The sequence below is a fragment of the Nonomuraea guangzhouensis genome, assembly GCF_019396345.1.
Lineage (GTDB): Bacteria > Actinomycetota > Actinomycetes > Streptosporangiales > Streptosporangiaceae > Nonomuraea > Nonomuraea guangzhouensis.
In genome coordinates this window covers 35,549-46,687 of record NZ_JAHKRM010000055.1, presented here as the reverse complement: position 1 = coordinate 46,687, position 11,139 = coordinate 35,549, and the positions used below count along the sequence as shown (strand labels likewise).

Here is an 11,139-nt window from a genome sequence, read left to right as displayed (position 1 = left end):
CGCCCGGACCGCCTTCCACCTGCTCGGCCACGGCGGCCGGATGGTCAGCTTCGGGCTGGCGAGCGGAGAGTGGGCCGGCATCGAGGAGGAGGCCGCTGTCGCGCGCGGCGTCACGCTGGTCCAGGCGAGACCCACCCCGGAGACGATGCGCGAGTACACCGAGAGCGCCCTCGCCGAGGCCGCCGCCGGACGGCTGCGGCCGCTGATCGGGCAGCGCTTCCCCCTCGAGCGGGCCGCCGCCGCGCACGCCGCCATCGAGTCGCGCGCCAGCGTCGGCAAAACCCTGCTTGAGGTGCGTTGACGCGCAAAGCCCGACGGGTGTGGTGAGTGCGCACCTTCGCGGGTTCTTTGCGGCCGTAGCGTGGGCGGGTCAACGCGCCGGACGACGTGGGTGTCCATCGGTCGGGGGACTCAGGTGACAGGTCGGCGAGATCTGCCTGGTGGAGGCGTCGCGGGAGTGGGTGCGCCGCGTCGCTGATCAGGCCACGCGACATCGTCGACCGCGAGAAACGGCGAGACCGCGACCGCGGTCGGCGTCATCCCGGCGAAGGCCACGACGTCTCTATGAAGGTGGGACTGGTCGGCGTAGCCGCTCTCCGCTGCTACCAAGGCGGCGCTGTGGCCGGCGGCGAGACGGTGGGCCGCGTGGTGGAAGCGGATGAGCTGGGCGGCACGCTTGGGGGTGAGGCCGACCTGGGCGCGGAACCGAGACCACAGGCGCTTGCGGCTCCATCCGATCTCGGTGACGAGCCGGTCGATACGTACCCGCCCTCGGCCGGCCACCATCTGTCCCCAGGAGAAGATGACTTCTGGATCGACGGCTCGGCCCGCGTCGGCCCGCCGAGCCAGCGCGGCCTCCGCGATCGCGAATCGGTCCTCCCACGACCTGGCGGCACGCAAACGCTCCTGAGTTCGTACGGCCTCTCGTCCCCAAAGGTCATCGAGGGCGACCACCGTCCCGCCCAGCTCCGAGGAGGCGCCCAAGACCGCGTGCGCGACCATCGGCGACAGCCGTAACTGGAGGCACTCGGAACTTCTGGCCAGCCCTCGCCCTCGAGCCCTCTTGGGCGCGAGTCCGGCGACGACGCGTTCCCGCTGCTGCGAACCACAGCCGTCTTCGACGACGAATGGTTGGTCGCCGAGGTCGAAAAGCACCGTAACCGCGGGGTGCGGGACCAACGCAAGGTCGGGGAACTCATTGGCTCGATCGCCGAACCCGGCCATCGCGACCCCCGGCAGCCGGCCGGGACGCGACGGGAGCGTGATCTCCCATCGAGGCGCACCCGTACGAACCGGCTCGGCTGATCGCACGCCGACATGTTAGGAGCCACTTCGCGGTGGCCGCAACGCGACCATGCTCAAGCAGTCCGCCGGTCGATCGGGGGACCGCACCGTCGGCCGGCCCACACCTCGCGCTCGGCACCGCCGGGGTCGTCGACGACGGTGATCCCCTCGTCGATCAGCGCGGTGGACCGGTCGGTCAGGTTGTACCGGGGCCAGCCCGGGTCGCCGTCGGCGACGAAACGGACCCAGGCGCCGTGGGCCGTGTCGGCGACGGCCTGGGGTGGTTCATCGCCGATGAGGGCGTGGTTGGACTCCTCGTCGAGGAGGTCGAACACGTACGGGAGTTCCACCGCGTGGGCGGCGCCGAGGCGGCCGGCGAAGCTCGGCGACTCGTGGTCGAAGCGGTACATCCAGGTGTCGGCCTCGCCGCCCTCGAGGCGTGCCTCGGCGACCCGGATCGCCGGAACCCGGATGAAGCAGTCGGTGGTCACGGCAGCGAGCAGGTCCCCGCTACTCGCTCCCGGCCGGGCGGCCCGATAGCGCTCGACCGTCCCGTCGGGCGCGCCGAGGGCGCCCACGACCACGGAGAGGGCGGGCTCGGTGACGAGGTCGATCATGCCGGTGGGGACGAGGCCGATCCGGGTGTCGTCCCGGTTCCACCCGGCCAGGAGCCGAACGCCGCTGCCGGCGCCCCTGCTCAACGCGTCGAGCGGGTGGTCGGGGAGAGTGTCGCCGTCGACGACCGGGGCGAAGGGGAGGCTGTCCCACTTGGCCGGATCCGAGGCGGTCTGGAACTCCTCGACGAGGGCGGACGCCGCCCGCGCGAGCCGTGCGACCGGCACCTCGCCGAAGGCTTCGCGGGTCGGGGCGACTCCGAGCGACTCAGCCAGCCTTGAGGCGACGTCCTCGGCGGTCTCAGCCGTGAGTGTCTGACCGACCGCCCCGCTCTGGGCGACCGCGTGGCGGAACATGCCCCGGGCGCCGGGCATGGCCATAAGGGTGACGACGCTCATGGCCCCGGCGGACTGGCCGGCGACGGTCACCTTCCCCGGGTCGCCACCGAAGGCGGCGATGTTGCCCTGGACCCACTCGAGCGCGGCGATCTGATCCAGCAACCCCAGGTTGGCGGTGCCGTCATCGAGGTGGAGAAAGCCCTCGGCACCGAGCCGGTAGTTGATCGTGACGCACACGACCCCGTCGCGGGCGAAGGAGTCGCCGCGGTAGCCGACGACGGATCCGGCCCCCTTCGTGAACATACCGCCGTGAATCCACACCAGCACCGGCAAGCCGGATCCCCGGGGATCGGGAGTCCACACGTTGAGGTTCAGGCATTCCTCGCCAGGGATCACGACTTCCGGGAACAGCGCCGCGCTCTCCGGACCGACGTCGCCTTTCGGGCAGGTCGGCCCGTAATCGGTAGCGCTGCGCTCGCCCTCCCACCGCACGGGCGGCTCGGGAGGCCGCATGCGGCGCGCCCCGAAGGGCGGGGCGGCGTACGGGATCCCGAGGAACGCTGCCACGCCCCGCTCCATCCGCCCCCGCAGCCGACCACTCGCCACCTGAACCTCTGGCGCGCTGTCCACGGTCCTTGTCATGATCTCTCCTGTCGCTCGGAGCTCCGCGGCCTCCGTATGGGGAGCCGGGCCAGACACGAGATCGAGCATCACAAGCTCGGCGCCGGCGCGTCTTGAACGAATGTTTCGTCCTGTGGTCAGCGCCATGAACACCGATCGGCCTGCCGTCCTCGGCCAGGCGCCGGCGAGCTGCCTCAGGCACCTGGCGCTCGGTTCTGGAGGCTGTGGGCCAGGTCGGTGAGAGCGGTGATCAGCTGATCGGCCGAGGTGCTGGTCAGGCCCGCGACGGTCTCGTCCGCGAGATCTTGCCACAGCCGCTTCAGCCGCGGGATGACCTGCTGCCCTTCGTCGGTCAGCCGTACGACGTTCGCCCGCGCGTCCTGGACCGCGGCGACGCGGCTGACCAGCCCCGCCGCCTCGAGCTTGCGCACCATGAGGGTGATGCTGGGCGGTTCGCAACCCGCTCCGGCGGCCAGTTGCCGCTGAGTCTGCGGGCCGTTGGCGTGGAGCAGGAGCAGCACGGCCTCATGCCCGGGGTGCAGCCCCAGCTCCGCGAGCTTGGCGCCGGCCTGGGCCCGGTGTTTCAGAGCGATCATCCGGATCGCTCCGTTCAGTGCCTCGGCCTGTTCGAAGTCCACCAGATCTCCTTGCGCCAGAGATAGTTACGTGCATAATAGTTACTCGCATAACGTTATGCCCGTAACTATCTGTAGAGTCTACAAGGGAGATCACCATGCGTGTCGTGGGCTTCACCTCCTTCGGCGACCCCAGCGTCCTGGCCATCGCCGACGAGCCCCTGCCCGAGCCCGGCGAAGGTCAGGTGCGGATCCGCGTCGAAGCGGCGACCGTCAACCCCGCCGACCTCGCCGCACGCTCCGGCGCTTTCGGGCCGATGCTGCCCGCGGGACCGCGCTACATCCTGGGCTGGGATGTGGCCGGCTGGGTCGACGCGATCGGACCGGCCACGCCCGGCTTCATGCTGGGAGACCACGTCGTCGGCATGTCCGACTGGCTGGCGACCAAGCGCGGCACGCACGCCGAGTACGTCGTGCTGGACGCCGCCGCGCTCGCGGACGCTCCGGCCGGAGTCGACCCGGCCGAAGCGGCGACGCTCCCGGTCAATGCCTTGACCGCCGACCAAGCCTTGGACCTGCTCGGCCTGACCCAAGGCCAGACGTTGGCCGTCACCGGAGCAGCCGGCGCGGTCGGCGGCTACGCCGTCGAACTGGCCCGGCACCGGGGCCTCGACGTCATCGGCATCGGCTCCGCCCAGGACGAGCCGTTCATCAGCGGGCTCGGAGCCGCTTTCCTTCCCCGCTCCGACGACCCGGCCCGCGCCCTGCGCGCGATCACGCCCGAAGGCGTCGACGGGCTGCTGGACGCCGCGGTCATCGGCCCTCCGGCGCTGGCCGCGGTCAGGGACGGTGGCGCGTTCGTGAGCATGATGCCACCCGCCACGCCACCGGCCGAACGCGACATCAGCGTCGAGACCGTCTTCGTGCACAGCGACGGCGCACGCCTTCGCGAACTGGTCACCCTCGTCGAACAGGGCCTGCTCACCCTCCGGCTGGCCCAGACCTTCACCTTCGACCAGGCCGCCCAGGCCCACGAACTCTTCGCCAAGGGCGGCCTCCGCGGCCGCCTCGTCCTGGTGCCGTGAGGCCGGCCATGAACCACGAGAGCGAATTCGCCAAGGCGTGGGCCGATCCACGCAACACCCGCTTCGAACCACCACCCACCGATATCAATCGCGTGCTCGCCGAGCGGTACAAGACAAGTGAACCGCTCACGTTCACCCGCGCCATGCTCTGGGACCTGGAGGTCCGCAAGGCGTGGCACCCCGACATCTACATCCCCTATGTCGTACGAGAGGGGAGCGCCGCCACCTGGAACGCCACGGACGATCCCACGACGTTCGACCGCTCCTCGGAGCAGCGGCGCTGGATGGAGCAGGACGACTTCGGGCTGGTCCTGGAAAGGGTTCACCTGAACCCGGCGGAGCAACGGGTCACCTTCATCGGCGCGGCGGAACTGCCCGGTCCGACCGGTGCCACGCTGCGGGCGGGAACGAAGCAGCCGCTCTTCCACATCGAGCACGCGGTCGCCGGCGATGAGAACGAGCCGCTGAACCTGTGGCGGATCGTCCACCTCACTCAGGAGCCGGACGAACTCCTCGGCCAGACCCTCAGCAGGCGCACCTATGAGGGATGGCTGCCGGGCTTCGTCGAGATCTACATTCGTTCAGAACTGAACATCGAACTGACCAGGCTCGACACCGCCTGACCGAACGCACCCGTGTTGGTCCCCGGCATCGCCGAGAAGCTGACGATCAAGACCGGGCGAAGAAGGCCCGGATGTCTTCGGCGAGCAGGTCGGGGGCCTCCATGGCCGCGAAGTGGCCACCACGTTCGAACTCCGACCAGTGCACGATGTTGTGGGCCTTGTCGGCGAAGACCCGGATGGCGTAGTCGGTGACGAAGACGGCCACTCCGGTGGGGACGGTGCCGCGCGGCTTGGGCGCCCACATGGCGTGGTCGTGGAAACGCTCGTAGTACGAGTTGGCCGTCGAGCGCGCCGTTCCGGTCAGCCAGTACAGCATCACGTTGGTCAGCAGCCGGTCCCGGCCGACGGCGTCCTCGGGGAGCTCGGCCGCCGGATCGCTCCATTCCTGGAACTTCTCCACGATCCACGCCAGTTGCCCGACGGGCGAGTCGGTCAGCGCGTAGGCGAGGGTGTCCGGACGGCTGCCCTGCACCTGCATGTACGCGGCCCCCTCGTCCTGGAACCGCCGCATCGCCGCCAGACGTGCCTGTTCGGCCTCGGTGAGGCTCGCCAGGTCGTCCGGGTCGCCCGTGGGGAAGGCGAACATCGCGTTGAGGTGCACCCCGATCACCCGCTCGGGCTCGGCCCGCCCCACCAGCGGCGCGATCAGGGCGCCGACGTCGCCGCCCTGCACGCCGTAGCGCTCGTACCCCAGCCGTTCCATCAGCCGCGCGAACGCCGCCGCGGCGCGCCCGTCGGTCCAGCCGGCCTCGCTGAGCGGGCTGGAGAACGCGAACCCGGGCAGCGAGGGGACGACCAGGTGGAACCGGTCGGTGAGCAGCTCGATGACGTCGGCGAACTCCACCACCGACCCCGGCCAGCCGTGCAGCAGCAGGAGCGGCGTGGCGTCCGGAGCCGTGGAGCGGATGTGCAGGAAGTGGATCACGGCGCCGTCGATCACCGTGGTGTACTGCGGGTGCGCGTTCAGCGCGGCCTCGTTCGCGCGCCAGTCGTAACCCTCGGCCCAGTAGCCCACGAGGTCCTTCAGGTAGGCCGCGGGCACGCCCCGGCTCCAGCCGTCGGCGGGAGAGGTGTCCGGCCAGCGCGTCTGCGCCAGCCGTCGCCGCAGGTCGTCCAGCGTCTCCTGCGGAACGTCGATCTTGAACGGGCGGATGTCGGACATGGTTGTCAGCTCTCTGCTCGATGGTGTGTCGGTGCTGCAGGCGGCAGTGCGCCGCCGCGGTGCCCTAGGGCGCAAGGTGGGTGCGTAGGCGGTCAGAACGCGGTGGCGTGGTCGATCACCCATTCGCGGTAGCTCCGCGCGGGGCGGCCGGTGACGTCCTCGACACCGGTGGTGGTCGGTGCGGTGCGGCCGACGGAGGCGGACCAGGCTTTGAAGATGCCGTCGAGGATGGGAGCCGGGACGTGCGCGCTCATGGCCTGCCGCACCGACTCGGGGGGAAGATCGGCGAAGCGGATCGGCCGGCCGAGCACCTCGCCGATGATCCGAGCCTGCTCCGCATGGGTCAGCGACTCGGGGCCGGTCAGCTCGTGGACGCGGCCGGCGTGCCCGTCCTGGGTCAGCGCCGCGACCGCGACGGCGGCGATGTCGGCCTCGTGCACCGGTGCGGCCGCCGCATCGGCGTAGGCGCCGTGCACCACGTCGCCGGACTTGGTCTGCCCGGTCCACATCAGGGTGTTGGCGGCGAAGACGTCCGGGCGCAGGAAGGTCCACTCCAGGCCGGAGGCGCGCAGGGCCTGCTCGATCTCGGCGTGGTACGAAGCGATCGGTCCGTCCTGGACCTCCGCGTCGTCATCGACCCCTCCGGAGGACAGCAGCACCACCTTGCGCACTCCGGCCTGCCGTGCCGCGGCGACGAAATCCGGTCCGCTGCCAGGGACAGCGAACAGGAACACCGCATCGACACCGGCCAGGGCCGGGCCCAGCGACGCGGCGTCGGCCAGGTCGCCCGCCACGACGTCGACTTCCGCCGCCCACATCGCGCGCTGCGGGTCGCGGGTGAGGGCTCGGACGGCTTGGCCGTTCTCGACCAGCAGGTTCAGCACGTGGCGGCCGACGTTCCCGGTGGCACCGGTGATGAGGATCATGACGTTCTCCCGTGGATCGCGTGCCCCGTTCGGGCTTGCGGGACAGACACTAGGCACCGTTGAGGACAGGTATGGTCCTCAAGGAACGTCGTCTCTAAAGGAGTTTTCGGACATGCTGGAGACCTCGGCGCGGCTGCTGCGGCTGTTGTCCCTGATGCAGTCGCGGCGCGACTGGCCAGGGCCGGAACTGGCCGAACGGCTGGGCGTGACCACACGTACGGTCCGGCGTGACGTCGATCGGCTCCGCGACCTGGGCTACCCGGTGGAGTCCGCGACCGGCACGGCCGGCGGTTACCGTCTGGGCGTGGGCGCCGCCCTGCCGCCGCTGCTGCTGGACGACGAGGAGGCCGTCGCCGTAGCCGTGGGGCTGCGCGTGGCCGCCGTGGGATCGGTCTCCGGAATGGAGGAGACGTCGTTACGCGCGCTGACCAAACTCGAACAGGTCCTGCCCGCACGGCTGCGCCACAGGGTGACGGCGATGCAGTCCGCGATCGTGCCGCTGACCGGCTCCGGACCGGCAGTGGACGCGAACCTGCTGGCGGCCCTGGCCGCGGCCTGCCGCGCCCACGAGGGAATCCGCTTCGGCTACCAGAAACGCACCCGCCGCGCCGAGCCGTACAGCCTGGTCCACACCGGCCGCCGCTGGTACCTGCTGGCCTTCGACCTGGACCGCGACGATTGGCGCACCTTCCGCGTCGACCGTATCGACGCCCCGCCGCAGCCCGGCCCGCGTTTCACGCCACGGCCGGCACCGGCGGAGGACCTCCGTGCCTTCATGTCCGACGCGTTGTCCTCGGCGCCGTACCGCTTCCAGGCGAAGGTCCTGTTCCGCGCGCCGATCGAAGTGGTCGCCGAACACACCTCACCCACTGCCGGAAGGCTGGAGAAGCTCGACGAGCAGTCGTGCCTGTTCTACGCCGGCGCCGGCTCACTGGATCAGATCGCCGTGTACATCGCGCTCAAAGGCATCGACTTCCAGGTCGTGGAGCCGCCCGAACTCCGGGCTCATGTCCGAGCGCTGGCAGCGCGTCTGACGCGCGCCGGCGAAGAGCCGGGTGACTGACCGACCAGGAGCACGTCCGCTTGCCCTTGACGTGCGGGTCAAGGGTTAAGGTCTCGACGCCCTTTGGCCGACTATCTGAGGAGCGTAACGTGCCTTCCCTGCCGCGAACGTCAAGAGAAGTCCAGCTCGCCACCGTGCCCGACGGGCTGCCCAAGGCTGAGCATTTCGTGGTCGCCGAGGTCCCGCTGCCGGCGCCGGACGATGGCCACGTGCTGGTCCGCAATCGTTTCTTCCACGTCTTCGCCGCCCTTCGCACGCTGATCGGCGGGAGCGTGAAGGGCACGCCCATGCCGCCGCTGCACCCCGGCGACACGCTGTTCGGGCACGCGGTCGGAGAGGTCGTGTCGGCCGCCGGGGACAGCGGGCCGCAGGCCGGCGACCTGGTCTCACACTGGCTGGGCTGGCGCGAGTACGCGGTCGTGCCGGTCGGCCAGGTCACGCCCTTGGGTGACGCGCTGCCCGATCCCGTCGCGTACCTGGGCCAGGGCGGGCTTGCCTACGCGGCGCTCACCAGGGACGCCGAGATCAGGCCGGGGGAGACGGTGTTCGTCTCGGGCGCCGCGGGCGCGGTCGGATCGCTGGCCGGGCAGATCGCCCACCGGCTCGGCGCCGGTCAGGTGATCGGCAGCACCAGCTCCCAGGAGAAGGCCGATCGGCTGATCTCCGAGCTGGGGTACGACGCGGCCGTGATCCGTGGCGCGGCGCCGATCGAGGAACAGCTCGCGAAGCTCGCCCCGGACGGCATCGACGTCTACCTGGACAACGTCGGCGGCGACCAGCTCCAGGCGGCGGTCGCCGCAGCCCGTCCCGGAGCCCGGTTCGTCCTGGTCGGCGCGCTGTCCGGGCAGATGTCACCCCACGGAACGGGTGGGACGGCGCCGGTCGAACTCGACGCCTACCAGCTCATCCTCAAGCGCATCTCGATGCGGGCCTTCCAGGGCTTCGACCAGCAGGCGCGAGCCCAGTGGCTGGAACGCTTCGGCGGCTGGCTACGCGCGGGCGACATCACTTTCCCGTACGTCCGGGTCGCGGGCATTGATAACGCGCCGCGGGCGTTGCAGGAAGTGATCGAGGGACGGCACTTCGGGACCGTCATCGTCCAGCTGTAGGGCTTCTGGAGGATCGATGCGCATCGGCGACGCGGCGGCAGCGGCGGGCACCACGCCCCGGGCACTGCGGTTCTACGAGCAGCGCGGGCTGCTGACCGCGCCCCCGCGCACGGCGACCGGGCAGCGCGAGTACGGGCCGGGCGAGGTGGCCCGCGTGCGCATCATCCGCGAGCTGCTGTCGCTCGGCCTGACCATCGAGGACGTACGGAGCTGCGCCGATCGCCTGCATCTGCTGGGCGACACGCTGCCGCCATTCGGCAGCCCCGGCTGCTCCACGGCGAACGGCGTGGTGGAGCGCAGGCTCGCCACCCTCGACGCGGAGATCACCCGCCTGTCCCGGCTGCGCGAACAACTCGCCACGCGGTCCGGGGTGACGGTGGACGCCACGACCCCGTAAGCGGCGCTGTGGGGGGCGGCGTGTGGCTCAGATCACTGTCACATCGCAGGGCCGTGTCCCGTCCGGTCGGTGAATGATCCACCGACTGAAGGACACCGATATGAGGACTCTCCGTCAGGCCGCCGCCGCACTGCTCGCCGCGGGTGCGATGATCACGGCCACCGCGTCCCCCGGCCAGGCCGACGCGGTGCCGTGTGACCAGTGGTGCCAGACCGCCTGGGAACAGCAGCGCGCCAACGCCCTGCCCAGAACCGGCTTCTACGACCCGCCCACCCCACTGCGGTGGGCCCCGGCGGGCACGCTGATCCGCAAGGAGGCGGCCACCGGCTACGCCGTCCCGGCCACGCGTACGCTCTACCACTCCCGCGACTCCGGCGGCCGCGACGTCGCCGCCTCGGCCGTGGTCCTGGTGCCGCAGGGCACCCCGCCGTCCGGCGGCTGGCCGGTGGTCGTCGACGCCCACGGCGCCAGCGGCATCGGCCGTGACTGCGCCCCCTCGCTGATGCGCGACCTCTACCACGGCGACCAGATGCGGCGCTTCCTGGACAAGGGTTACGCCGTGGTCGCCCCCGACTACGCGGGCCTGGGCGCCGCCGGGCAGCACGCGCTCGGGGACAAGACCGCCGTGGCCAACGACGTGATCGGCGCCCTGCGTTCGGCCCGCCGGTCCGTGCCCGCGCTGTCGTACCGCTGGGTGCTGTGGGGCCACTCCCAGGGCGGCGCTGCGGCGCTGAGCGTCGCCGAACGCCAGCTCGACCGGCCGGAGCCCGGCTACCTCGGCGCGGTGGTCACCTCACCCGCCGCCGACCTCACCCAGATCGTCACGCACGCCGCCACGCAGCCGGGACTCGGCGGCTTCGTCCCGCTGATCGCCGCCGGCGCCAAGGCCGCCGACGACCGCGTGCGCCTGGACCGGGTGCTGACGCCCCAGGCGCTGGCCGCTCTGGAGGTCACGCGGACCGGCTGCCTGGGCGTGGTGGCGGCGGTCTACCGCGAGCTGACCGGGCCCGACCTGGTCCAGCCCGGCTACCTGGCCGAACCGGGCTTCGCCCGTTTCCTGACCCGCAACACCACCGGTGTACGGCCGGTCGCCGGGCCGGTGCTGCTGTTGCAGGGCGACGCCGACAGCGTCGTGACCCGGGCGATGACCGACCAGGTGGCCGCGACGCTCTGCCGTACCGGATCCCGGGTGGACTACCGCACCTATCCGGGACTGGAGCACGACACCTATCCGGGCGTGGTGACGGGCATCGACGACGGCGCCATGCCCGACATCCTCGCCTGGACCGCCGAGCGGTTCGGCGGCGAGCAGGCCGCCACGACCTGCTCCTGACCCGGGGC

Annotated in this window: 12 protein-coding genes; 7 read left to right on the top strand and 5 right to left on the bottom strand. The window is 71.2% G+C overall.

The window, feature by feature from the left end; genetic code table 11:
• A partial coding sequence (locus KME78_RS59700; RefSeq protein WP_219530881.1) for a zinc-binding dehydrogenase occupies window positions 1-301 on the top strand: 301 nt, incomplete at its 5' end.
• A 110-nt stretch (window positions 302-411) separates the two neighbouring features.
• Here the strand turns inward: KME78_RS59700 and KME78_RS59695 are convergent.
• The 3 genes from KME78_RS59695 to KME78_RS59685 all read right to left on the bottom strand — a co-directional run bounded on the left by KME78_RS59695 (window position 412) and on the right by KME78_RS59685 (window position 3,496).
• Window positions 412-1,311 (bottom strand): AraC family transcriptional regulator, encoded by a 900-nt coding sequence (locus tag KME78_RS59695; protein WP_308127566.1) that lies wholly within the window; start codon window positions 1,309-1,311, stop codon window positions 412-414.
• A gap of 47 nt (window positions 1,312-1,358) precedes the next feature.
• Window positions 1,359-2,879: a carboxylesterase/lipase family protein gene (locus tag KME78_RS59690; RefSeq protein ID WP_219539206.1), complete on the bottom strand. Its 1,521-nt coding sequence runs from the start codon at window positions 2,877-2,879 to the stop codon at window positions 1,359-1,361.
• Between the two features lie 173 nt (window positions 2,880-3,052).
• Entirely contained in the window at window positions 3,053-3,496 is a 444-nt protein-coding gene (locus KME78_RS59685; RefSeq protein WP_219539205.1) for a MarR family winged helix-turn-helix transcriptional regulator, read from the bottom strand.
• Between the two features lie 95 nt (window positions 3,497-3,591).
• Between KME78_RS59685 and KME78_RS59680 the strand changes: the two genes are divergently transcribed.
• Both KME78_RS59680 and KME78_RS59675 read left to right on the top strand, forming a co-directional pair.
• Window positions 3,592-4,518, top strand: a complete 927-nt coding sequence (locus KME78_RS59680) for an NADP-dependent oxidoreductase (protein ID WP_219539204.1) — start codon at window positions 3,592-3,594, stop codon at window positions 4,516-4,518.
• Between the two features lie 8 nt (window positions 4,519-4,526).
• Entirely contained in the window at window positions 4,527-5,141 is a 615-nt protein-coding gene (locus KME78_RS59675) for a hypothetical protein (protein WP_219539203.1), read from the top strand.
• Between the two features lie 46 nt (window positions 5,142-5,187).
• Here the strand turns inward: KME78_RS59675 and KME78_RS59670 are convergent, their stop codons facing one another.
• Both KME78_RS59670 and KME78_RS59665 read right to left on the bottom strand, forming a co-directional pair.
• Window positions 5,188-6,303, bottom strand: coding sequence for an epoxide hydrolase family protein (locus tag KME78_RS59670; RefSeq protein WP_219539202.1), 1,116 nt, complete (start codon window positions 6,301-6,303; stop codon window positions 5,188-5,190).
• Window positions 6,304-6,395: 92 nt separating this feature from the next.
• The gene (locus KME78_RS59665; protein WP_219539201.1) at window positions 6,396-7,229 is read right to left on the bottom strand and encodes an NAD(P)H-binding protein; all 834 of its coding nucleotides are present in this window, start codon (window positions 7,227-7,229) and stop codon (window positions 6,396-6,398) included.
• Between the two features lie 112 nt (window positions 7,230-7,341).
• On the opposite strand from KME78_RS59665, the gene KME78_RS59660 reads away from it, so the two are divergent.
• From KME78_RS59660 to KME78_RS59645, 4 genes are all read left to right on the top strand, one after another.
• Window positions 7,342-8,292, top strand: a complete 951-nt coding sequence (locus tag KME78_RS59660) for a helix-turn-helix transcriptional regulator (protein WP_219539200.1) — start codon at window positions 7,342-7,344, stop codon at window positions 8,290-8,292.
• 89 nt (window positions 8,293-8,381) lie between these two features.
• Window positions 8,382-9,401 (top strand): MDR family NADP-dependent oxidoreductase, encoded by a 1,020-nt coding sequence (locus KME78_RS59655; RefSeq protein ID WP_219539199.1) that lies wholly within the window; start codon window positions 8,382-8,384, stop codon window positions 9,399-9,401.
• A gap of 16 nt (window positions 9,402-9,417) precedes the next feature.
• On the top strand, window positions 9,418-9,798 hold the full coding sequence (locus KME78_RS59650) for a MerR family transcriptional regulator (protein WP_219539198.1): 381 nt from the start codon (window positions 9,418-9,420) through the stop codon (window positions 9,796-9,798).
• A gap of 100 nt (window positions 9,799-9,898) precedes the next feature.
• Window positions 9,899-11,131 carry a lipase family protein gene (locus KME78_RS59645; protein ID WP_219539197.1) on the top strand — a complete coding sequence of 411 codons (1,233 nt, stop codon included), beginning with the start codon at window positions 9,899-9,901 and terminating at the stop codon, window positions 11,129-11,131.
• Window positions 11,132-11,139 lie beyond the last annotated feature (8 nt).

What these genes read in the sequence shown, in the direction of transcription:
- KME78_RS59665 (WP_219539201.1), bottom strand. Translation starts at nt 7,229, where the DNA reads ATGATCCTCATCACCGGTGCCACCGGGAACGTCGGCCGCCACGTGCTG.
- KME78_RS59650 (WP_219539198.1), top strand. Translation starts at nt 9,418, where the DNA reads ATGCGCATCGGCGACGCGGCGGCAGCGGCGGGCACCACGCCCCGGGCA.
- KME78_RS59645 (WP_219539197.1), top strand. Translation starts at nt 9,899, where the DNA reads ATGAGGACTCTCCGTCAGGCCGCCGCCGCACTGCTCGCCGCGGGTGCG.
- KME78_RS59690 (WP_219539206.1), bottom strand. Translation starts at nt 2,879, where the DNA reads ATGACAAGGACCGTGGACAGCGCGCCAGAGGTTCAGGTGGCGAGTGGT.
- KME78_RS59675 (WP_219539203.1), top strand. Translation starts at nt 4,527, where the DNA reads ATGAACCACGAGAGCGAATTCGCCAAGGCGTGGGCCGATCCACGCAAC.
- KME78_RS59680 (WP_219539204.1), top strand. Translation starts at nt 3,592, where the DNA reads ATGCGTGTCGTGGGCTTCACCTCCTTCGGCGACCCCAGCGTCCTGGCC.
- KME78_RS59670 (WP_219539202.1), bottom strand. Translation starts at nt 6,303, where the DNA reads ATGTCCGACATCCGCCCGTTCAAGATCGACGTTCCGCAGGAGACGCTG.
- KME78_RS59660 (WP_219539200.1), top strand. Translation starts at nt 7,342, where the DNA reads ATGCTGGAGACCTCGGCGCGGCTGCTGCGGCTGTTGTCCCTGATGCAG.